The 21,230-nt window shown below is 50.1% G+C and carries 22 protein-coding genes; 3 read left to right on the top strand and 19 right to left on the bottom strand.

Annotation, left to right across the window (positions count from 1 at the left end):
- Nucleotides 1-23: 23 nt before the first annotated feature.
- The 10 genes from cobA to AN963_RS11105 all read right to left on the bottom strand — a co-directional run bounded on the left by cobA (nucleotide 24) and on the right by AN963_RS11105 (nucleotide 8,573).
- Nucleotides 24-1,520: a uroporphyrinogen-III C-methyltransferase gene (gene cobA, locus AN963_RS11060; protein ID WP_055744661.1), complete on the bottom strand. Its 1,497-nt coding sequence runs from the start codon at nucleotides 1,518-1,520 to the stop codon at nucleotides 24-26.
- 48 nt (nucleotides 1,521-1,568) lie between these two features.
- A complete protein-coding gene (locus tag AN963_RS11065; protein WP_055744662.1) occupies nucleotides 1,569-1,808 on the bottom strand; it encodes a DUF3906 family protein in 240 nt (79 codons plus the stop codon).
- A 36-nt stretch (nucleotides 1,809-1,844) separates the two neighbouring features.
- Nucleotides 1,845-3,461, bottom strand: coding sequence for a nitrite/sulfite reductase (locus AN963_RS11070; protein WP_055744663.1), 1,617 nt, complete (start codon nucleotides 3,459-3,461; stop codon nucleotides 1,845-1,847).
- A complete protein-coding gene (locus AN963_RS11075; RefSeq protein WP_055744664.1) occupies nucleotides 3,427-4,239 on the bottom strand; it encodes a sirohydrochlorin chelatase in 813 nt (270 codons plus the stop codon). The genes AN963_RS11070 and AN963_RS11075 overlap by 35 nt, the downstream gene beginning before the upstream one ends.
- A 135-nt stretch (nucleotides 4,240-4,374) precedes the next feature.
- A complete protein-coding gene (locus tag AN963_RS11080) occupies nucleotides 4,375-5,166 on the bottom strand; it encodes a potassium channel family protein (protein ID WP_055744665.1) in 792 nt (263 codons plus the stop codon).
- Nucleotides 5,167-5,205: 39 nt separating this feature from the next.
- Entirely contained in the window at nucleotides 5,206-5,643 is a 438-nt protein-coding gene (locus AN963_RS11085) for a DUF350 domain-containing protein (protein ID WP_055744666.1), read from the bottom strand.
- 21 nt (nucleotides 5,644-5,664) lie between these two features.
- On the bottom strand, nucleotides 5,665-6,906 hold the full coding sequence (locus AN963_RS11090; protein ID WP_236707950.1) for a glutathionylspermidine synthase family protein: 1,242 nt from the start codon (nucleotides 6,904-6,906) through the stop codon (nucleotides 5,665-5,667).
- Nucleotides 6,907-6,914: 8 nt separating this feature from the next.
- A complete protein-coding gene (locus AN963_RS11095) occupies nucleotides 6,915-7,193 on the bottom strand; it encodes a hypothetical protein (RefSeq protein ID WP_055744667.1) in 279 nt (92 codons plus the stop codon).
- An 11-nt stretch (nucleotides 7,194-7,204) separates the two neighbouring features.
- Complete coding sequence (locus tag AN963_RS11100; RefSeq protein WP_055744668.1) at nucleotides 7,205-7,654, bottom strand: hypothetical protein; 450 nt, start codon at nucleotides 7,652-7,654, stop codon at nucleotides 7,205-7,207.
- A 142-nt stretch (nucleotides 7,655-7,796) separates the two neighbouring features.
- Nucleotides 7,797-8,573 carry an inositol monophosphatase family protein gene (locus tag AN963_RS11105; protein ID WP_055744669.1) on the bottom strand — a complete coding sequence of 259 codons (777 nt, stop codon included), beginning with the start codon at nucleotides 8,571-8,573 and terminating at the stop codon, nucleotides 7,797-7,799.
- A gap of 118 nt (nucleotides 8,574-8,691) precedes the next feature.
- Here AN963_RS11105 and AN963_RS11110 point away from each other — a divergent pair, with 118 nt between their 5' ends.
- Complete coding sequence (locus AN963_RS11110; protein ID WP_055744670.1) at nucleotides 8,692-9,069, top strand: hypothetical protein; 378 nt, start codon at nucleotides 8,692-8,694, stop codon at nucleotides 9,067-9,069.
- A gap of 76 nt (nucleotides 9,070-9,145) precedes the next feature.
- On the opposite strand, the gene AN963_RS11115 is transcribed toward AN963_RS11110, so the two are convergent.
- Entirely contained in the window at nucleotides 9,146-9,619 is a 474-nt protein-coding gene (locus AN963_RS11115; RefSeq protein ID WP_055744671.1) for a PaaI family thioesterase, read from the bottom strand.
- 220 nt (nucleotides 9,620-9,839) lie between these two features.
- Here AN963_RS11115 and ilvD point away from each other — a divergent pair, with 220 nt between their 5' ends.
- Nucleotides 9,840-11,516, top strand: coding sequence for a dihydroxy-acid dehydratase (gene ilvD, locus AN963_RS11120; RefSeq protein ID WP_055744672.1), 1,677 nt, complete (start codon nucleotides 9,840-9,842; stop codon nucleotides 11,514-11,516).
- Between the two features lie 56 nt (nucleotides 11,517-11,572).
- On the opposite strand, the gene AN963_RS11125 is transcribed toward ilvD, so the two are convergent.
- From AN963_RS11125 to AN963_RS11145, 5 genes are all read right to left on the bottom strand, one after another.
- Nucleotides 11,573-12,481 (bottom strand): fumarylacetoacetate hydrolase family protein, encoded by a 909-nt coding sequence (locus AN963_RS11125; RefSeq protein WP_055744673.1) that lies wholly within the window; start codon nucleotides 12,479-12,481, stop codon nucleotides 11,573-11,575.
- 12 nt (nucleotides 12,482-12,493) lie between these two features.
- Nucleotides 12,494-13,267 carry a cyclase family protein gene (locus AN963_RS11130; RefSeq protein WP_055744674.1) on the bottom strand — a complete coding sequence of 258 codons (774 nt, stop codon included), beginning with the start codon at nucleotides 13,265-13,267 and terminating at the stop codon, nucleotides 12,494-12,496.
- Nucleotides 13,268-13,290: 23 nt separating this feature from the next.
- Nucleotides 13,291-14,556, bottom strand: a complete 1,266-nt coding sequence (locus tag AN963_RS11135; protein WP_055744675.1) for an MFS transporter — start codon at nucleotides 14,554-14,556, stop codon at nucleotides 13,291-13,293.
- A gap of 73 nt (nucleotides 14,557-14,629) precedes the next feature.
- Entirely contained in the window at nucleotides 14,630-15,433 is an 804-nt protein-coding gene (locus AN963_RS11140; RefSeq protein WP_055744676.1) for a TrmB family transcriptional regulator, read from the bottom strand.
- A 205-nt stretch (nucleotides 15,434-15,638) separates the two neighbouring features.
- Complete coding sequence (locus tag AN963_RS11145) at nucleotides 15,639-16,139, bottom strand: C40 family peptidase (RefSeq protein WP_055744677.1); 501 nt, start codon at nucleotides 16,137-16,139, stop codon at nucleotides 15,639-15,641.
- A gap of 513 nt (nucleotides 16,140-16,652) precedes the next feature.
- Here AN963_RS11145 and trmB point away from each other — a divergent pair.
- Nucleotides 16,653-17,297, top strand: coding sequence for a tRNA (guanosine(46)-N7)-methyltransferase TrmB (gene trmB / locus AN963_RS11150; protein WP_055744678.1), 645 nt, complete (start codon nucleotides 16,653-16,655; stop codon nucleotides 17,295-17,297).
- A 62-nt stretch (nucleotides 17,298-17,359) separates the two neighbouring features.
- Here the strand turns inward: trmB and AN963_RS11155 are convergent, their stop codons facing one another.
- From AN963_RS11155 to AN963_RS11165, 3 genes are all read right to left on the bottom strand, one after another.
- Entirely contained in the window at nucleotides 17,360-18,088 is a 729-nt protein-coding gene (locus tag AN963_RS11155; RefSeq protein WP_055744679.1) for a response regulator, read from the bottom strand.
- Nucleotides 18,089-18,109: 21 nt separating this feature from the next.
- Complete coding sequence (locus AN963_RS11160; protein WP_055744680.1) at nucleotides 18,110-19,696, bottom strand: ATP-binding protein; 1,587 nt, start codon at nucleotides 19,694-19,696, stop codon at nucleotides 18,110-18,112.
- A gap of 122 nt (nucleotides 19,697-19,818) precedes the next feature.
- Entirely contained in the window at nucleotides 19,819-21,120 is a 1,302-nt protein-coding gene (locus AN963_RS11165) for a CitMHS family transporter (protein ID WP_055744681.1), read from the bottom strand.
- Nucleotides 21,121-21,230: the final 110 nt, after the last annotated feature.

Raw genomic sequence — 21,230 nt, forward strand, 5'->3', positions numbered from 1 at the left:
CCCATCACATGCCCGTCTGAAGATTACGAATAGAGGGGAGTCACTTCTCCTGCGACTTTCATCTGACCGAGTACTTCCGCGAGCCGTTCTGCTTGCGCACACTCGATCACCTCGCTCCAGCCTAGCTCTTTGGCGCGCGTGATCGTTTCAGTACCGACACACAAGAGTCGTTTTTTTCTCCAGTCCAAACCTGCAAATTGTGTCAATGCTGACAGCGTGTTTGGATCGTCAGTTGCGATCCAGTCAAAAGAATCGGAAGCGAACCATTTTGCTAGCGGATGAGAAGGATCCCACTCCAGCCCTCCCGCCTGCACCGTATGTGTCACACTGCCTTGCGCATGCAAAATGACAGCACTTTGGTCACTGCTCACATGTAAAGCTCGTTCCCCACTGTTTAATGGCAACATCTGATGCAGAGCTGAGGCAGGGATCGCCGCTCCGATTACGAGATCGGGGTAGAGCCCTTTTTCCTCTAATGCGAAAGCCGTTTGTTGATTGTACGCGACGATATTGGCCTGCAGTCTGCGAAGGTCGTAGCGTCTGGCTGACAGCTCCCGGAAAAAGGCGGATACTTGTAACTCGCTATCAAATACGAGCCATTCATAGGTGGAGAAATCTTCAGGAATCCCTTGCCCAGCAGCATCTGATGTCGAGAGCGACTGTTCTGTCAGGGGAATGGGCCAGACCTCTGCCCCCACCTGTTCCAGAACATTTTCAAGGGAGTACTTTCCTGTTTGACGGGAAGCGACTGCCACTCTTTGGCCGAAAAGCGGCTTGCTCTCATACCAACTGAGAGAGTCCCGCAGACGTACGACTTCTCCAATGACGATGATGGCTGGTGCCGTAAACCCAGCCTCAGCCACCGTTCGATCAATCGTCTCCAGCCTGCCTGCTACCGTTTCCTGTTTCCCGAGGGTTCCCCAGCGCACGAGGGCGACCGGTGTATCTGGATGTTTGCCGTGATGCAGCAATTGGTCTTTGATCCGCGGGAGATTTTTTACCCCCATGTAAATCACAAGGGTTTCCACCAAAGCCAGCCCTGACCAATCTGGCTCTTTGTCCGCATTTTTCTCACAAAGATGACCTGTCACGAATGCGACCGATGAATTGTACTCCCTGTGCGTAAGCGGAATTCCAGCATAAAGTGGCGCAGCCATGCCCGAAGTGATTCCCGGCACGATTTCAAACGGGATGCCATGGGAGAGGCACACTTGCGCCTCTTCTCCGACTCGCCCGAACATGCTGGGGTCACCCCCTTTTAACCGCACTACCGTCTGTCCTTTTTGCGCTTCACGAACCAAAAGCAGGTTGATCTCGTCCTGGGGCAATGTGTGCCGATCCGCTTCTTTTCCGCAGTACACCAACCGCGCATCCGGTTTAGCATGTGCCAGCAGCAACGGATTCGCCAGACGGTCATAGACCACGACATCTGCTCGTTGCAGAGCCTCCATTCCTTTGATTGTCAATAACTTGGGGTCACCTGGTCCTGCCCCGACAAACAAGACGCTGCCTGTCTTCATCGTGATCGCTCCCTCGCTGCCAGCTCTTTTCTATCATGCATGCCTGTATTATCCGAAATGGGAAGTCTCGATGACGTAGCCGACACCCTGCCGACCGACCGGCTTCTTTTCCACCAGACTCAGCTCTTTGATCTTAGCTGGTGCCACTGTGTGTCTCAAAATATTGTTTTCTGCAGTGCTAAATGCCCTCTCGTCTGATTGGGCCAGGACGACAACAGTCAATAAGCGCCCTTCCTCAAGCACTGCCTCCAGTTTGTACAGATAGCTTTCCGTTTGCTCTCCTGTCATAGTGGTCCCTCTTTTCTGCTACGTTTCACTCGCTAATTACGCGGTTTGCAAGATCGAATCTACCTGCGACTGGATCTTCTCCAGACCTACACGCTCCACATAACGCCAGTACTGTTCACCTTCGCTGCGATCTTCTTTATAGAGCGTAATTAATTGCGCGAGGAAAGGCCCCAGCTTGTCGACAGTTATGCGCGCGTTTAGCTTGCGGTTGAACTGCGCTTCTTCCAAGGTACCGCCTACATGGATATCAAATGCCTCCACCATTCCTGCAGATGTTTTGACCAATGCTCCCTGAAGGCCGATGTCCGCAATTTGACGTTGACCGCACGAGTTCGGGCAGCCGATCATATGGATGCGCAAAGGCGTGTCGAGCGTGACCGTGTCATCCAGATAGAGAGCCAGCGAACGCATCCGCTCTTTGGTTTCCACGATGGCCAGGTTGCAATACTCCGTTCCTGTGCAAGAAACGGCATAACCGACAAATGTGTTTGGTGTCAGCTTGAACCGATTCACGATGAGTGGCTCTGCCTGGAAAGCCGCTACCTTGTCTTGTGGGATATTTCGGATCAGTACATTTTGCGTATTGCATGTACCGATCGTTCCGTCCCCGTACTCATCTGCCAGATGTGCCAGCTCGACCAGCTCTCCAGCATTCATACGCCCGACCGGTACAGACAGTCCTGCGTAGTAGAGTCCTGCCTGCTGTTGCTCGTGAATGCCGTAGAAATACCCGCCATTCCAGCCTTTCAGCAAGTCCTCCCCTTGCGTTTCCAGTTCGCCGACGAGATTGATCAATTCGTCTTTAAATTTCTCTGCGCCCCAGTCAGCCACCAAAAATTTCAGTCTTGCATGTGTCCGCTTTTGACGGTAGCCGAAATCGCGGAACAGGGTGGTGACCCCTTCTGCTACTTTGATGACCTCTTCTGGGCGGCAAAATACGTCGAGTTTTTTGGCCAAATGTGGTTTGGCAGATAAGCCGCCCCCTACCCATACATGGAAGCCGATCACTTCCTCGCCCGCGATCGTTTTCTTGGCAGGCGTGAAGGCCAGGTCATTGATTTGCGCATGGGCAGCGTTATGAACGTTGGCGGAAATGGAAATTTTGTATTTGCGAGGGAGGTTGGAAAACTCCCGATTCATCAGAAAGAATTTCTCGAGCTCAGCCACGAGTGGGCGTGTATCCAGCACTTCATGCGGATCAATTCCTGCCAACGGATTGCCCATGATTTGCCGCGGGCAGTCTCCACAAGCCTCGAAAGAAGAGAGACCTACGGAAGCGAGACGGTCAAATATGTCAGCCAATGATTCTACCGTGAGCCAGTGGAACTGGACAGCCTGACGGGTCGTGACATCGACTAGGTCACGGCCGTAATCCTCAGCGATTTTAGCTAGCACTCTTGCCTGCTCGCTGTTCAAGATACCTCCGGGGATACGAACACGCATCATGAAGTGACCATCTTTTGGACGCTGCTGATAGACACCCGCCCATTTGAAACGGTCCATATCAGAAGATTCAATCGATTGAAAGCCTTCTTTGGAATAGGTGTTCACGATCGTTTCAATGACGTCCAATCCGTCTTTTTCCAGCTTGGTGAATTCCATCTTGTTGAGGGATGGATCATCTGCCCATTTCCACTGTTTTCTCTCTGCCATTTGCATACACGCTCCTTTTTGTGAAGAGGTCAGCTACGATTGCCGTTCGAACCGATTGGTTGATCCACTCTGCCATCAACGAATGAGGGAGGTACGCACTACCGTCATACCGGTAGGTCAAGCCTTCCAACCTCTGCGGAATGGCTTTGCGAGTAAAGTAGCCCTGACTGACAAAAAGCGGTACGATGACGAGCTCTCCTCTGTCAGCCAACAAGTGGGCTTGTTCGCGCAAAGTATCCGGACGCAAGGTACCGTAGCCAGCAGCAGCAAAACCAAACCGGTTTTGCAGTCGGAGGGTCAATCGATGCAACAGCCTCTCCCATTTCGCTTGGCCACCAGCCCGCTCATTCCCGTGCCCTACCAATAGCAGAGCTTCAGTCGGAGGATGGCTGACTAATGCATGGACTCGATGAGCCACAATCTGTTCTACCACCGGATGATCTTCTAATGGAGAGCACCAAAGGATTCGCGCCTGCACGGCTACACGTGGAATCTCGGTGTCCTTCCCTTGACAACGATCCAGTCCTAGCATGGAACGTATTTCCCCGACGTGCGAGCTCCCTGCGGTAACAAATAAAGGGACGACGACAATTCGTTTCGCGCCGGCTTCCTCTAGTCGCTCCCACTCCTCAGCGATACTGCGTCCTTCGACTCCTCCGAGAAAGGCCACCCGAATGGGCAAGTCGAGATGGCACTGCCCAACTGCCGATTCTACTAACTCCAGCCAATCAGGATCAGGCGAACCGTGTGCAATGACCAGAACTGCGGTGTCTCCCATCAGATGGCCCCCTATCCAACCTATTTTAATAAATCATATCCGGTTACTCGGAATTATAATTGGGTTCAATTTCTCCGTCAACCAAAATTTGATATTTCGCTCCAACATAGCAAGAAAAAACCGCCAAGCCAATGCTCAGCGGTCTTCTTCGTTCTTTTGTTTATCCATCTGCTCTTTTCTCGTCCTACGGTACAGTAAATCGACTGTTTCCTTTAGAGTTTCGTATTCCGTCTCCGTCAATTGGTCGATTTCCTGGATGTGCCGAATGGCCTGTTTCGACAATTCCTGTGTGAGACGATCCTGATCATTCCTAGGTTTTTTATCATGCAGCTCTGTCCAGTGCGTAGCAAAATTCGCTGTCAGCGCCCCAAGCATCCCAATTCCTGTAAGCATCAGGATCGTCGCCATAATCCGACCACCTGGCGTGACCGGAGAAATGTCGCCATAACCTACCGTCGTCGTCGTCACGACTGACCACCACAGCGCATCACCAAAGCTGTTGATATTGTCGTTGACTCCGTACTCGAGCAGGTAGATCGCCAAGGAGCTCCACAGCATGATCATCGAAACGACACCAAACACGCGACGCATGGACCCGGATTGAACAATACTCCACAAAAATGGCGATGCTCGTAAAATACGGATCAGCCGCATAACCCGCATAAAGCGGGCCAAATAAAAATAATGGTCCAATGGAATCATGGCTACGAGATCAAACCAGTTGCTGATGATAAACTTTCGCTTGTCTTTTGAGCGCAACAAACGAATCAGATATTCTACTACCAAAAAGCTAATGAGTCCTAGATCGACCTGATCCATCACTTCGTCTGTCAGCAGTGGATGAACGGAAAAATCAGCTGACAGCAGGATTGCATAGGTGATCACGAGCATGATGACAAAGATCTCATACAACACACGCCAAAACAAGCAGACTCCTCCTCGAGCTAAGCGCCTTATGACAGGTCTCTAATAGCTGATGAGTGCAGCCATCAGCAAACCTGCCGCGATGCTCAGCCTCGAAGCGAAAATCCCAACGGATACGTTACCATTCGGGATTTCAGATACGACCTTAAACGGGGTGATCCATTCAAACAAGTAAAAGACCAACACCTGAAAAACCATGCCGACGATCCCCCAAATGACGAGATCCCACAGGCTCACAGCATGATACACGGCAGAGGCGAGCACGATCGCCAGTCCGATAATCTTTCCGCCCAAATCGTGTGCAGCTGCTTTGGCTGCCGCCATTTTTTTCGGGTCGTCCGTCTGTGAGCCGTTTTTGATGAGCTCAAACTCCTTGTAAGGGGTAGTTAACGTAAATACAAAAATGCCTATGGCCAAAATGGGAATCGTGACAATCAAATACGACAAAAAGTTTAGTAAATTACCCAATTGTGAATCCACGTCGTTCTTCCTCTCCTTCCGCTATCTTGCTATTCCTACTGGCAAGTAGTAAGACATGTTGTTCGTAATGGGACCTCCGACACGGGCGACAATCGCGGATGGTTTGGCTCCGATCAAAAAGGAACCCCAGAGCAAGCGTCCGTCATAGGCTCCTGCTTCCGTATTCACCTTGATTTTCGGTAGCTCTACCCGCTTTTGGTAGATCATCGGTTGCTCCCAGTAACATTCCTCCTGATCTTTGTCCACGACACCACCCTCTACATCAAACAGGATGACTCCTCCACCTTCTCGGCCAAAAACAGGCTTGGTGACATAGTCCACCTCTCCCAGAAAATGGTTTTCAAAATAAGTAGGTAGCATGTAATGGGCTATGGTGTCGTGTTCTTCGCACTGAAAGAATTTCCCTTCCTCATGCAAATTCCAGATCAGTGCCTGAAGTGCTTTTGTCTGTGTCAAAAAAGCACTCGGCGGATTGATGACAGCGAGCTTGCGATCTGCGATCAACTGGAGCACATGAGCACCTGTCGGGTAACCGTCCTCATCTCTTTCTTCAGCGAGCTTTTCCAATGCGTGCAAGCGATAGAGCACATCGATTGGCAGCATCTCCTGTCCATCCTGCACATACAAGCGATCTTCCCAGACACGTAACTGCTCAAGCGCGGCGAACTTGGCTGAGAGACCTGACTCGCGAAGCAAATACAGCGTCGTTCCTTTATCCTCTTCGTGCCAGTCCAGAGAACTAAACCAGATCTGCTCCGTCGGATACCCCCGTTTTTGATACGCATCGAGCAGTTTACCAAAGGCAGGCGCCATTTGTGCATTCATGCCTTCATTCGGATCTTCCAAATCGAAAAAGCGGCAAGCACGTCCGTTTACGTAAAAAGCCTCCACGATCCCTGTAGGCGTATCACTATTGTATTCCAGCATTTTTAAACCTTCAGTGGTATGAGCAAAATCAAAGCGGCCAATAACCGTAGGCAAAGATTGTGAAACGACGATGCGGACTGCCGCAAGTGCTTGCTCGGGTACACCTAATTCACGCAGAAGAGAATCATCCGCCTGTTGTAGCACAGGCACTACTTTTGCATAAATGTTTCCTAGCCTGTTCGTAGCCTCTGCCAGCTCTTCACGAAACGACTTTGTGATGAGATGGATATCAGCCAGCGCGTACTCTTCCCCGTACATCCGGTCCCAGGTGAATACGCCTTCCTCGCGCATGGGGCCATAAATCTGCTCACGTCTTGTCTGCATCGGATCTGCCATTTTCGTTCTCACCCCGAGCTTGCGCCAGAGCTTCCAATGCCGCCCTTAGACCCACTGGTGAAACTGGACGAGCCGGTACTCACTCCAGTAGAACTGCTCTTGTACTTTTTGCTTCCATTGGAATAATAGGTGGATGAACTCCCCCTGGATCCACCACCGTCATCATCACAATATCCATCATTGTCCTGATCGTAACAATCGTCATCATAGTCTGACGAACAACCGGTGACCGTCAATGTGGCAGCTATAAACAGCCCGACCATCTTGGCCGTCTTGGTTAGTGCCATTTCTCTTCCCCCTACAAAGTTGGCCGCGCGTAATACACATACACGCGCCTGTCTTCATCGACTTCAGCCGAAGTCTTCTCCCACTCGCGCCCATCGAGAACCAAATAATCGCTTTGCAGGTACAACAAGGCTTCGTCATCGTCCTTGAAGTAGTACGTATGCACAAGGGGGTATGTCATGGTCCCTTCCTTGTACTCCCGCAGCTCAAGCTGGATGTTGCCCCAACGGGTAGAAGCTGTGTGGTTGTAGTCCACTGCCTGTTCATCCGTGGAGCGCTTGACGTAAATCACGTAGCATCCAGGCAGGGCGGCGCAGGAAGTCTTTTCATAGACGACGTGCCCCTTCACTAGATAATCACAAGCAAATCGCAGGGAGACTTCATCTTGATCAATACGGTCGTAATAAAACAGGACCGGGTAGCCGTTTTTTTCGTCTAGCCACCGATATTCTAATCGTGCCATTCTCTCCACCTCAACTTCTCATCATACAGACTATCAATTTATACGCATAAGGGAATTGATGGTTTCCTGAATGAACCATAAAAAAACGGCAGTTCAGCAAAAGAATCGCTGCTGCCGGAGCGTACGATCCACCAGGCTGTCTTTATTCCTGGATCAAGCCACGAACGGTCTCATGCAAATGCCCGTTGCTTGCGAGCAAGGAACGAAAGCCTTCCTGTTGAAACGGCTCGTGTCGATACGGATTTCCTTGCCAATCCGTGATGGTAGCGCCCGCTTCCTGGGCGATCACGATTCCCGCAGCGACATCCATAATGCCCGAGCGCTGCATGACGACGTAGTCCAGCCAGCCGTTGGCGAGAAGGCACCAGTCCAGAGCTGGAGCCACGTTACGCAGCAAGCGCTTGGTATTCATCATAAACGGTCTGGTGAAATCCAGCTCCTGCTCTTTTGTGATCGTATTTCTTCCCCGGATATAAGTACCGACCGCTCTGGTCAGGTCTGTCCGCTCATTGACCGACAATCGTTTGCCGTTCAAGTAAGCTCCTTTTCCTTTTTCCGCCCAGAACATTTGTCCTGCGACTGGATTGTACACGACACCCAGCACCAGCTCTCCCATGTGCTGCAAGGCGATGGAGATCGAAAAGTACGGAAAGCCGATGAAGTAGTTATTCGTTCCGTCGAGAGGATCGACAATCCACAAATACTCCTCCTCACGCGATACCATGCCTACTTCTTCCGAAAAAATGGTATGGGTCGGGAAATGACGATGGAGCACCTCAATAATACGTCGCTCGCTCTCCTTGTCTTCCGGCAATTTCACGTCGTTGTGCAGTTCTTCATCTGGCACGAGCTGCTCCAGAAAACGCTCCAAAAGATACGCCCCTGCTACGCTCGCTGCCTCTTTGGCAATCTCCAGCATGGATTCCATCTCCTTCTTTTCTCTACAGTTCCATTGATTTCACTTGCACTCTTGTCTGCACCCTTACTATGATAGAGAGACACCCGATCCGACTTTTTGACAGGAGGGGAAAACAAATATGAACAGCGACTTTATTCGTCTAAAGAATCTGGAAGGCGAACTCAAATTTTCTCAGATGAACAATAGTCTCGGTTGCTCTATCACAAGCAAGGAGCTGGTATTCTTCAAGCCACATTTGACGTACCACCTGTTCCTGCATGACATTGTCAGCATGATTCCGGTCAAACTGGATTCAGCCCCTATATCCTTTCGCTATCAGAGCGAAACGATCCACTCGACCTTTGGTTCCGATTACTACAAGTTAGTGGTGAAGTGGACTCGCGTCGTGTCCCGTTCCGGGATCGTCGAGAAGGAAAACATGGAGTTCATCGTACCCCTTTCATCCAAAGTGCTGTCGTACATCTCTCAATACAGCGGGCTCGTCTCTATCAAGTAATCGTTCTAATCAAATGAGAGTGCCTGCACACATCGAAAAACCTCTTGCCACAAACCACGTGCGCAGAGGTTTTTCATTATGACCGTTTCAATACGATGAATGTCCCAGTTCCATGGGCAATCCGTTTGTTTCGATCATCGTACACACTGCCTTCCATCACGACCAGTGTTTGTCCACGGTGAAGGAAAGTCGCTTCCGCACGCAGCTTTTCCCCTTTTCCCGGGCGCAAGTAATTGATCTTCAGCTCGGTGGTCACGGCATATTCTTCCGGCGGCAGAGAACGATTGATGAGTGAGCCCATCACGGAATCGATTAAGGTAGCCAATATACCACCGTGAACAGCCCCACCCGAATTGTGCATGAACACGGTGAGGGGAATCTCGAATCGATAGGTTCGCTCGTCCACAAACTCACCCTGCAATCCGAGAAAGCCGGACAAAAAGGCGCTCTTTCGCTCTCGTCTTTGGCGAATAGACTTGAGAGCGAGCTCCAGGATTTGCTGCTCTTCCTCGCTGCCTTCCTCACAAATATTTTTTAGTTCCTCTATCATTTTGTTCACTCCAACACAAATATTATCAATTCCTCTATTGTAGCTCAAATACGCCTATAATTCTATTTCACCCGTGCTTATCACTGGCGTGAGCGATGTTGCCCTCGAGCAACTCTGAACAAATGTTCAGACTTTTACGGTTGTTTCTATTAATAAAAAAGTGATAAGATAGTTCAAAACCAAAGACAGGTATCATCTATATGGAAGGGAGATTTTTCAATTGGCTAGACAACGCAGTGATATGATCAAAAAAGGATTTGACCGTGCGCCACACCGCAGCTTGCTGCGCGCAGCAGGTGTAAAAGACGAGGATTTCGATAAACCGTTTATCGCCATCTGTAACTCCTACATCGACATCATTCCGGGTCACGTACATTTGCAAGAATTCGGAAAAATCGTAAAAGAAGCCGTTCGTGCGGCAGGCATGGTTCCATTTGAATTCAACACCATTGGCGTTGATGATGGGATCGCGATGGGCCACATCGGGATGCGCTACTCCCTCCCTAGCCGTGAAATTATCGCGGACAGCCTCGAAACGGTAGTTGCTGCTCACTGGTTCGACGGTATGATCTGCATCCCGAACTGTGATAAAATCACGCCTGGTATGATCATGGGTGCGCTGCGTGTCAACATTCCAACCGTATTCGTAACGGGCGGCCCGATGAAAGCTGGGAAAACGAGTGACGGTCGTTCCATCTCCTTGTCCTCTGTTTTTGAAGGGGTCGGCGCGCATCAAGCAGGTCTGATCAACGATGCACAATTGGAAGAGCTGGAGCAATACGGCTGTCCGACATGTGGTTCCTGTTCCGGTATGTTTACTGCGAACTCTATGAACTGCCTCTTGGAAGCAATCGGTCTCGCTCTCCCAGGAAACGGTACTGTTCTCGCAGTCTCCCCAGAGCGCAAAGAGCTGGTAAAATCCTCTGCGGAAAAACTGAAGCATCTGATCGAGCGCGACATCAAACCTCGCGACATCGTTACATTGGAAGCCATCGACGACGCTTTTGCACTGGATATGGCGATGGGCGGTTCTACCAATACCGTTCTGCACACACTGGCAATCGCACAAGAAGCTGGATTTGAGTATCCAATCGAGCGCATCAACGAAGTAGCGAAGCGCGTTCCCCATATTTGCAAGCTGGCTCCATCCTCCGATTACCATATCGAGGACTGCCATGAAGCAGGCGGCGTTTCTGCCGTATTGAATGAAATCGCCAAAAAAGCAGGTGCGATCCATCCAGACCGCATCACCGTTACAGGTCAAACGCTGGCTGAAAACATCGCGGGCGCTGAGATCAAAAACGATCAAGTCATCCGTCGTCTCGACAACCCATACAGTGAAGTCGGTGGCCTGGCTGTTTTGTTCGGTAATCTGGCAGAAAAAGGCTCTATCATCAAAACGGGCGGTGTCGATCCTTCTATCAAACGCCATGAGGGCCCAGCAATCTGCTTTGACTCTCAGGAAGAAGCTTTGGAAGGGATCGCTTCTGGCAAAATCAAATCTGGTCATGTCGTAGTCATCCGCTACGAAGGACCAAAAGGTGGCCCGGGCATGCCGGAAATGCTGGCTCCTACCTCGCAAATCGTGGGTATGGGACTGGGTAAGGAAGTAGCACTCGTCACCGACGGACGCTTCTCTGGTGCTTCCCGCGGAATCAGTATCGGTCACGTATCCCCTGAAGCTGCGGAAGGTGGTCCGATCGCTTTCGTACAAGACGGAGACATCATCTCCATCGACCTGGAAGATCGTTCGATCCAACTGCACGTAGATGAAGCAGAACTGGCTCGCCGCGCAGAAGGCTGGAAAGAGTTTGAACCAAAAGTGAAAACCGGTTATCTGGCTCGCTATTCCAAAATGGTTACCAACGCGAGCAACGGTGCTGTATTGAAGTTCTAATTTGTGCCAATAACGAACCCCCTTACTTACAGCGTAAGGGGGTTTTTGCTGTTCTCTTATTCAATCGTATTCTCCAAAATGCCGAGCCCAGTAATTTCGAGCTGCACGTTGTCGCCCGGCTCCAGCCAACGATGCACATCAGGCCCCAATTCGAGCAGGCAGCCCGTTCCTACCGTCCCTGATCCGATCACATCTCCGGGATACAACGTCACGCCATCTGACGCACGCTCGATCATCTGCCCAAAGGTATAATAGATGTCTTTGAAATTGCCGCGGGAGAGCTCTTTCCCATTTACCCTGGCGACCATCTCCAGATCAAAGCGATCTCCTATGCGATACGGCTCCAGTTCGTCCTTCGTCACCAGATACGGACCCATCGACGTCGCAAAGTCTTTGCCTTTTGCCGGACCGAGACCGATCTTGGATTCTTTCATTTGCAGGTCGCGCGCAGACCAGTCATTTAATATGGAGTAGCCAAAGATGTATTCTTCCGCATCCTGGGCTCGAATATTTTTCCCTTCCTTGCCAATGACGCACGCGATCTCCAGCTCGTAATCCAGCCATTCGCACCTGGTTGGTCTGGCAATCTTGGCGCCTGTCCCCTGGATCACTTGATGGTTCGTAAAATAAAAAGCGGGAATCTCATACCAGGCTTGTGCCATTTGTTGTCCCAGTCGTTTGGCTGCATTGAGGATATGCAGCTCAAATGCCATGAAGTCTCGAACACTGCGCGGATTTGGCACGGGAGACAGCAGCTTTACCTCCTCCATAGAATAGGACGGCGTCTGTACCTCTTGAGCGAGCTTCTGAGCCAGTGGCAGATACTTTTCCTGCTGCGCCAAAAAGTCGAGCATATTCGCAGGCAGCTCTCCCTGGCTCGCTTCATTCATATCCACGATGCCCTGCTCAGTCACCCAGCCCGCGCGAATATCTCCTCTATCGACTTTATATGTAGCAAATCTCATTTTTTCTCCCCCCTATTCTTCGATGATGGCAACAGGACGAGCCCAGCCGCCACTCGCTCCCTTGATCTTGATTGGAAAGACGGCAACAGTAAAACCAAACGGCTTTGGCAGTTGGTCCAGATTTGCCAGCTTTTCAATCTGGCAATACTCTTTCTCTCTGCCAACGTAGTGAGCAGCCCAGAGCACTCCTTCACGCGGATTTTGCTTGTAGTCGGCCGCCTGAATGGAAAACGGGATATCCCACCCCCATCCGTCCGTGCCCATCACCTTGATACCTTGGTCGATGAGCCAGTGAGTTGCCTCTGCGGACACCCCAGCATGTGACTGATAGTAGTTGTCCTCGTAGAATCGTTTATCCGCATCCGAGCGAATCAGGACGATGTCGTACGGCTTTAGCGTGTAGTCGATCTCCTCCAGCTTTTGCTTCACATCACTCACCGTGATTTCATAGCCGGATGGCTTGTCGCTAAAGTCTAGCAGTACACCATCTCCATAGAACCACTCCAATGGCAGCTGATCGATCGTTTTGGACGGCTTTCCTTCTGACGTCGGCCAATAGTGCCAGGGAGCATCCACATGCGTTCCTGTATGAGTCGTCAGTGTAATGGTTTCATTCGCCCATGCTTTGCTATCAGGAAAATCAGCCGGTTGCAACCCGAACAGCTGTGCCGCGTGTACGGCTCCGCTCTCGTGGTCGCCATACTGGATGTCTGGCGGAGACGGCTCCTTTGCCACAGGATCCATGAGTACACTGAGGTCAATGATACGTCGTGTTTTTCGCGTCATGCTCTTTCCCCTCCTCCTTGTGCTTAAGCGGTCGCTTCATGCTCATATGTAGTTGTTTCTGCTGATGTAGTTGTCTCCGGCAAGAACAGCGTGATCACAGCGCCAATAATCAACGTGATGGCGCACAGGGCAAAACCAGTCCCCAGACTGTACTGGGTCGCAATATGCCCGAGTATAAACGGAGCAAAAGCGGACAGCCCCCGTCCGACATTGAAGCAAAAGCCAGCACCCATACTTCGTAAATGCGTCGGATACAGCTCTGAGAAGTACGCTCCAAATACGCCCGCTTGCGAGAAAAACAAGAATAACAAGGGACCCATCCAGAACAAGACGGTCACGTTCTGCGTGAATACATAGAGCGGAATCATGATTGCAGCACCGAAGAAGGAAAGGATGCAGATCTTTTTCCGCCCGATTTTGTCCGCGACATAGCCAAACAGCTGATACCCGATAAACATGCCGACGTTGATCACGATCAGGAACATGCCCATCATGTCTACGGACAATCCCCTCTCCTTGGTTAAATATGTCGGCAGCCACGTATTAATTCCCCAGTAAGCGGTCAATGTGCAGCACGAAACGAGAGTCGCCAAGATCGTGCGTTTTGCCAGTCCCCCACTAAACAGTTCTTTGACCGACACTTTGACGGGACGATTCAGCTCACGTTCGCGCTTACTTTTATTTTCTTGCCAGGCTTTTGATTCGGGAACAAAGTAGTAGATATAAATCATGGCCAACAGACTCGCAAGCCCGCAAGCAAACAGCGCTCTCCAACCGTACCGGGGCAAGATGACAGCCGCAAGTAACGCAGCCAGACCATATCCGACTGGCCATGCACTCAGCACAAACGAAGTCGCACGCGCCCGATGCTTGGCGGACCATGTCTCGCTTACATATGCAGAGGCAATTCCCCACACTCCACCGAGCCCTAGACCTGCGAGGAAACGCAGCACCATAAACTGCTCCCACGTCTGAGACACGGCAATCGCGACTGTAAACAGCCCGAAGATGCCAAGACTCACTAACAGAGCCCTTCTCCTGCCGTAATTATCGGAAAACCATCCAAGCACGACACTGCTCAGCCCTACCCCGATCAAGGTAGAGGTACCCAACAGTCCAGCGTCACCGAGCGACATGTTCCATTCCTTAATAATGACGGGCAACGCCAAAGCCAGAAACATAAAGTCCATCGCATCCAGCGTGTAGCTAAAAAACGAACCAAACAGAGTATGCCATTTGACAGCATTTTTGCCTGACCGGGTGCCTTCTTTTGAAACGTGGTCGGACATGCCATTCCCTCCTTGTAATCGCTTTCATTTGTACGCATCCATCCACCGCAATGGATGAATGGACACCTTGCTGTCAGAAGTCATTGATGAGGCCTTCCAGTCCTGAACCGTAACGCTGTGTCATCACCTCCCCAAAGTCCTCAACAATCCGGTTGACGTAAATGTCGTGACGTATGTAGTTCAAAGTTGTCTTGATCGTCACAGGATGTCTGGATACGACTGCATGGGGGCGTTCATCCGACGATTGGAAAATGATCGTTTTTTCTTTGTCCAGCACCAGATTGAGCTCTCCTGCGTGACGAGCACGAATCAGGTCCGCATGATGGTGTTTGAAATTACGCCAAGGCACGTGCACCGCCTGATCAAACGTCAGCGTAACAATCGAAACCCCCCGTTGATGCGCATCCATGAGTGCTTCATAAAGAAAATCAAGCTCTTGGCTCCACAGGCTCATGATGATGTCCGTCTTTGACTCCGTCACTGCCGAGCGCACAGCCTCCATGACCGCCGCGTACCCATTTATGACAAAGAGTTCTGTCCAGTTGGTATCACTCATCGCAGCTATCTCAGTGAGGGCATTTTGCAAGAAGTCTACATTTCCCAAAAACGCTTTTTTGCTACGCGATAGCAGATCGTCGTAGGGCAGCGGGCTGTAACGCATCTGGTTGCCTTTGTCGCCGCCCGCCACTGCAAACACGACTTCCCGCTCCTGCATCTTGCGCAAGGTCTCATATACCTTTGGTGTCGGCACACCGGATTGGACGGCGATCGTATTTCCATTAGAAGGATGGGAACGGAGGAGAGAGAGATAAATCCTTGCCTCGTATTCCGTAAAGCCGAGATCTTTTAGGCCATCTATTGTTTGTTGAATTTTCAAAACATTCACCTCACAAAGAAATATACTACCTAAGTAGTATAATCGTCAACCGTTCTTCCATATAAAAAGGGAGCCCCCTAGTAAGACACTTGGGAACTCCTTCGCTATTTTGAATATCGTAAAAACTGACAGGATTTGCTTTCTTTCATTTCGCAACGAATTTGAATCGGTTGCGTATTAATAAGTAGAGAGCCAGACGAGTTCGTTATAGTACACGACGCGCGGAGACGAAACGTTTTTCCCAAGACGTCCCTTTGAACGATGTGAACGTCACCCCAGGTTTTCCATAGGTATGCAAAATTTTGTTGTTGCCGGCATAGATAGCCACGTGCGTAATGCGCTTGTTCGTCGTGGTGGTGCTCGCTTTAAAGAAGATCAGATCGCCCTTTTTCAGGTTGCTCTTGGATACACTGACCCCTTTTTTCGCTTGATCACGGGATGTGCGCGGCAGGGATTTGCCCACTGCTACATCAAATACGCGCTTTGTAAAGGAAGAGCAGTCGAATACTCTTGTGGTACTGCTACTCACTCCAAATTTATAAGGTGTGCCTAAGTATTTTTTCCCGGTGGTAATGACTTTGTCAGCTTTGGCTTGTGTCCAAGCTGCATGAGCCACATTCTGATCTCCTGGAAGTGGAGCTACGATGGCCGTGAATCCCAGTGTCAATCCCATCAATACCCCGATTAATCCTTTATGTAGTTTCATGTTCATCCTCCCTTTTGATCGTGTAGGAATATTCGCAATATTGCTTCGTATTCCGTTACGCATAAAAGCTTCTACGAAACCGTAAATGCTTCTCTCAAATGACTTCGACAAGAAGCTTTTTTTATGCAAAGTTTGGCTGACCTCTCACTTGTTCTCTACTTTACCATTGGTCTGGATTCTATTAAATTCCCAAATTATTACCAAATCTCGCAACCACTTCTGGATAACTTTTCATCTTGACGCTGTCACGCCTGATTTCACAAGCATTCCTCAAATTTTCAGTTAATTTTATTACCAAGATGTTCCTCACAAATCCCCCAAATTTATCCACACTATTTTTCCTCACATCCGCATAACACGTGACTTATATCCTAGTTTCACTTACAAAAAATCCCTATTGCCCGTGCAATTCCTCTCTTCGGACTCGAATCTAGCTACTCTCTCTTTCTACATGCTTGCAACCTAGTGAGAGTCATCGTAAAGTAGATAGGAGTTCGTTTAAAGGAGGCACATATGCGACTGCGCAACATACCAGGTGCCGAATCGGCCCTGCGCGAATATCCGACGTTCGTGGACAACCCTGTATCCTTCAAAGGACGATGGAGAGAACGGTTCGGAAATGACAATCCCATCCATGTCGAGATTGGCTGTGGAAAAGGACGTTTCATTAATACACTGGCGGAGCGTCATCCTGATGTGAACTTCATCGCGGTAGAGCTGAAAGCGGAGGTCGTTCTGCGCGCGGTTCAACGCACCGAATACCGCGAGATTCCGAACCTGGCGTTTGTCCAGTTCAATGCAGCTGTATTGACGGATCTGTTCGCCGATCATGAAATCTCCCGCCTGTTCCTCAACTTCAGCGATCCTTGGCCGAAGTCCCGTCACGCCAAACGCCGTCTGACCTACGCCAGCTTTTTGAATACGTATCGTCAAGTGCTGAAGTCCGATGGAGAGATTCATATGAAGACTGACAATGAAAAGCTGTTCGAGTTTTCGCTCAACCAGTTTGCCAGTGAACGCTTCCAGATGCATAACATCACGTTCGACTTGCATCAATCCAAGCTCGCTGCAGACAACGTCATGACGGAATACGAAGAACGCTTTTCGTCTCGCGGACAGCGAATCTATCGGGTAGAAGCTCATTGCAGTTTTACCTGAGCCACAGAAAAAGGAAGCCCGGCCTAGTCGCTGGACTTCCTTTTCTTCTATAGTCATGCCCGTTATCCTTTGGCTTTACTTCCCCGTCTGTATACGCGTTCTGGCCGCCCGACTACCCCGTAGGACAAGTCCGCATTGGCCTCCCCCATTGTCACCAAATACTCGAGATATCGTCTCGCAGTCGATCGACTGATTCCCGTTTCTTTGCTCACCTGATCCGTAGTCGCTTCTTCCGTTTGCATCAGATAGGAGGTGATCTTCTCCAGTGTTATCCTGTCGATGCCTTTGACCGGTCTGCTCTCTTTGCTGCTTTTCACCCCAGAACCGTGTACAAGCTGGTCGATTTCCTCCTGATTGATCGACTCCCCTTCCTTCTTCAAAACGTGAATCTTCTTGCGAAAATCTTGATAGCTCCGCAACGTCTGCTGCAGTCTTGAAAAAATCAGCGGCTTGGTGATGAAATCAAAGACGCCGTAGCGAATGGCATCGACGACTGCATCTACTTCCTTGGCGGCGGTCAACATGATCACGTCGCTACCCGGGTGGTGTTCTTTGATGTAGGAAAGAAACTCGAGCCCGTTCATATCCGGAAAGTACACATCCAACAGGACAAGCTCAGGCTGCAACAGCTCCAGCTGATCCTTTGCCTCTTCCTTGTCGGCGGCGATCCCTACCACCTCATAGCCGCTTATCTTTTCCACAAATCGTCGGTTTACCTCGGCAATTCTCAGATCATCTTCTATAATAAGCACGCGAATGCGGTTCGCTTCATCACTCTGGTGCTGATTCATCGTGTCGATCCTCCCTTTCGTTCACCGGATTAGGCCCTGTGGAAGCATGACGGTAAAGATTGTCCCCCCCTGCGGATTTCCAGCATGGGTAATCGTTCCATGCAGCTGCTCCACTGCCTCCTTTACCAAAAACAGGCCGTAGCCGTGGTTTTGCAAATGCTTGGTGGAAAAGCCTCGCTCATACACCTTATCCGCGTTTTCTTCTGGAATCCCGGGTCCACGATCCTCCACCTCTACTAGCAAGAGCTCATCCATTTGTCCCAAGTAGATCGTGATTTCTTTGGCAAACGCATCTGGTGCGCAGACCGCATCCATCGCATTGTCTATCAGGTTTCCCAGAATGACAATCAAGAGTGATCGGTCAATCGCAGTCGCTATATCACGGAAATGACTCTCCGGATCAATCGTCAGTACAATTTTTCGTTCGTTGGCCTGATTCACCTTTCCCAGCAGCAAACCTCCGATAAGTGGATCGGGGACGATCCGCATGATCATTTGCGTACTGCTGACGTGGACGTTTACTTCTGTGGAAATAAAATCGACCGCTTCCTGATACGATTCCAGTTGAATCAAGGCGGAAATCAAATGCAGCTTGTTCGAGTATTCATGGGTCTGGGAACGGAGAGCCTCCGCGTATTCTTTTACGCGTGAGAGCTCCTGTGTCACGCGAAACAGCTCCGATCGGTCACGAAAGCTCGCCACAGCTCCCATAACTTGTCCTTCTTTATCCAAAATGGGTACGCGATTGACGATCAAAGCCTTTTTCCCAACAAAAGTCTCTTGGTCAAATTCCGCTATTCCCGTTTCCATGACGTCGAGGAGCCGGAGGGAGCGCAGCCATTCCCTGTTTTCCCCGTCCATCAGCCCTTGTTTTTCTGACGGTCCGAGCAAGCTCATCGCTGTTTGGTTTGCCATCGTTATCGCCCCATCCGTATTGACCGCGACGATCCCTTCCCGAATGGATTCCAGTACGGCCTGATTTTCCTGATACATCCGTCCAATCTGTACAGGCTCCAGACCAAAGATGGACTCTTTGACATTTCGTGCAATCAGCAGCGTTCCAATAATTCCCAGTAAGAGAATGACTGCTCCAATCAACACAATTCGATCGCGGTACATTTCGATCGTCTCCTGTATGTCCTCCAAGAGGAAGCCTACGGAGACCACGCCAATCACATTCCCTGCGTCACCCCAGATAGGGGTCTTGCCGCGAAGACCTGGTCCCAGCGAACCGACTGTTTCCGAAATAATCGATTGACCGGCGAATACCGCCTCGTTATCTCCACCGACCATCGGTTTCCCAATTTGCTCGGGGTCTGGGTGAGAGTAACGGATGCCTTGACGATTACCGACCGTAATAAAGGCAGCATGCGTGTCCTGCCGAATCGTTTCCACTAAAGGATTGATCGTGTGAGCAGGGTCCGGTTCTGAAAAAGCTTCTTTAATTTCCGGCATCCGTGCGATTGCCTTTGCCGTATGGAGTGCCCTCGTTCCAATTTCCTTGCGCAGTGCGCCGTCCAGCATTTGTTCAAAAGAGATCCCTAATAGAACGATCACGCCTAGCAAGAGTGATCCCATCATGATCAAGAGCTTTGTGTGAAACCGCACGTCCTTCCCTCCTCTTCTCCATTGTAGCCAAGCATGGGATGATTTTTCACATGAGCGGATGCAGCAAAAAGAGGCCATCCAAGGCCTCTTTACTTTTTCTCTATACTTCAGATTGAAAAAGTTTACAACGAAATGACTCCAGTTAAAATAGCGATGACAATCATGACGATCGACGTGCCAAATGCCCATTTCAAAATAAACCGCTGGGTCTCCCCGTAATCCACACCGACCATTCCGATCAGCAAGTATTGTGCGGCAAACAATGGACTCAATACGTGCAGCGGCTGACCCAGGATCGACGCGCGACCGATCTCCACCGGATCTACACCATAAGCTGCTGCAGCGTTGGCCAGAATCGGAACGACACCGAAATAATACGCGTCATTGGACATGAAATACGTGAATGGCATGCTCGTCAAAGCGACGAGGACAGGCATATGGGAACCGAGTGCATCGGGAATCAAGGAAACAATCGTATTTGACATGGCATCGATCATCTTGGTTTCCGTCAAGATTCCTGTAAAAATCCCTGCTGCGAACACCATCGATACAGTCGCCAGCGCATTTCCTGCATGGGCCGAGATCCGCTCCTTTTGCTCTTCCATCTTGGGATAATTGACCAGCAGAGCAACAGCAAAAGCAAGCATGAACAAAATAGGTAGGGGAAGAAAGCTCATGATCAGACATACCATCAAGACGACAGTCAAAATCAGATTGAACCAGATCAGTCGCGGACGTTTTAGTGAGTCACCTGCCGCTGCCATTTCCCCTGCAGCCAGATCAACCGCGTGATCTTGGCTCAAGTCGATAACCCCCAGCCGTTTTCTCTCCCGTTTCCCCAAAATACAGGCTACAAAAATAACCCAAGCCAGGCCACCAATCATCGCCGGAATGACCGGTGTGAAAAGCTGCGAAGCATCGAGATTCAGTACGCTCATCGCACGGGCAGTCGGACCGCCCCATGGAGCCATGTTCATAACGCCCAGTGCGAGCATCGGTACGACTGCCAGAATCATCGGCTTGATCCCCAGTCTCTGATAAAGGGGCAGCATGGCTGAAACGGTAATCATATACGTAGTCGTTCCATCGCCATCTAATGCCACGAGACTGGACAAAATGGCCGTCCCAACAATCACCTTCAGCGGATCACCTTTGACTATTTTTAATATTTTGGCAACCAATGGTTCAAACAACCCTGCATCCATCATAATGCCAAAATACAGGATGGCAAAAAGCAGCATAATACCTGTAGGTGCAATCTGTTTGATACCCGTCAGCATCATATCACCGATGTCTGCCCCAAAGCCGCCAATAAGCGCAAAGATGACAGGTACAACGATTAAGGCAACCAGTGCGGATAGCCGTTTGGACATAATCAGGTACATAAAGAGTGCAACCATTAAAAATCCGAGCCATGACAGCATGATCAGTTCCCCCTCAGAAGAATACGCTTTCAAAACGTACGTGTTTTCATAAACGAATGCGCTTTCATCAATTGCTGTCATTATAACAATGTTCAGTCAGAGCGAATAGA

Origin of the sequence: Brevibacillus choshinensis (assembly GCF_001420695.1) — a bacterium.
Classification (GTDB): Bacteria; Bacillota; Bacilli; order Brevibacillales; family Brevibacillaceae; genus Brevibacillus; species Brevibacillus choshinensis.

What these genes read in the sequence shown, in the direction of transcription:
- cobA (WP_055744661.1), bottom strand. Translation starts at nt 1,520, where the DNA reads ATGAAGACAGGCAGCGTCTTGTTTGTCGGGGCAGGACCAGGTGACCCC.
- AN963_RS11065 (WP_055744662.1), bottom strand. Translation starts at nt 1,808, where the DNA reads ATGACAGGAGAGCAAACGGAAAGCTATCTGTACAAACTGGAGGCAGTG.
- AN963_RS11070 (WP_055744663.1), bottom strand. Translation starts at nt 3,461, where the DNA reads ATGGCAGAGAGAAAACAGTGGAAATGGGCAGATGATCCATCCCTCAAC.
- AN963_RS11075 (WP_055744664.1), bottom strand. Translation starts at nt 4,239, where the DNA reads ATGGGAGACACCGCAGTTCTGGTCATTGCACACGGTTCGCCTGATCCT.
- AN963_RS11090 (WP_236707950.1), bottom strand. Translation starts at nt 6,906, where the DNA reads ATGGCAGATCCGATGCAGACAAGACGTGAGCAGATTTATGGCCCCATG.
- AN963_RS11095 (WP_055744667.1), bottom strand. Translation starts at nt 7,193, where the DNA reads ATGGCACTAACCAAGACGGCCAAGATGGTCGGGCTGTTTATAGCTGCC.
- AN963_RS11100 (WP_055744668.1), bottom strand. Translation starts at nt 7,654, where the DNA reads ATGGCACGATTAGAATATCGGTGGCTAGACGAAAAAAACGGCTACCCG.
- AN963_RS11105 (WP_055744669.1), bottom strand. Translation starts at nt 8,573, where the DNA reads ATGCTGGAGATTGCCAAAGAGGCAGCGAGCGTAGCAGGGGCGTATCTT.
- AN963_RS11110 (WP_055744670.1), top strand. Translation starts at nt 8,692, where the DNA reads ATGAACAGCGACTTTATTCGTCTAAAGAATCTGGAAGGCGAACTCAAA.
- AN963_RS11115 (WP_055744671.1), bottom strand. Translation starts at nt 9,619, where the DNA reads ATGATAGAGGAACTAAAAAATATTTGTGAGGAAGGCAGCGAGGAAGAG.
- AN963_RS11125 (WP_055744673.1), bottom strand. Translation starts at nt 12,481, where the DNA reads ATGAGATTTGCTACATATAAAGTCGATAGAGGAGATATTCGCGCGGGC.
- AN963_RS11130 (WP_055744674.1), bottom strand. Translation starts at nt 13,267, where the DNA reads ATGACGCGAAAAACACGACGTATCATTGACCTCAGTGTACTCATGGAT.
- AN963_RS11135 (WP_055744675.1), bottom strand. Translation starts at nt 14,556, where the DNA reads ATGTCCGACCACGTTTCAAAAGAAGGCACCCGGTCAGGCAAAAATGCT.
- AN963_RS11145 (WP_055744677.1), bottom strand. Translation starts at nt 16,139, where the DNA reads ATGAAACTACATAAAGGATTAATCGGGGTATTGATGGGATTGACACTG.
- trmB (WP_055744678.1), top strand. Translation starts at nt 16,653, where the DNA reads ATGCGACTGCGCAACATACCAGGTGCCGAATCGGCCCTGCGCGAATAT.
- AN963_RS11155 (WP_055744679.1), bottom strand. Translation starts at nt 18,088, where the DNA reads ATGAATCAGCACCAGAGTGATGAAGCGAACCGCATTCGCGTGCTTATT.
- AN963_RS11165 (WP_055744681.1), bottom strand. Translation starts at nt 21,120, where the DNA reads ATGCTGTCATGGCTCGGATTTTTAATGGTTGCACTCTTTATGTACCTG.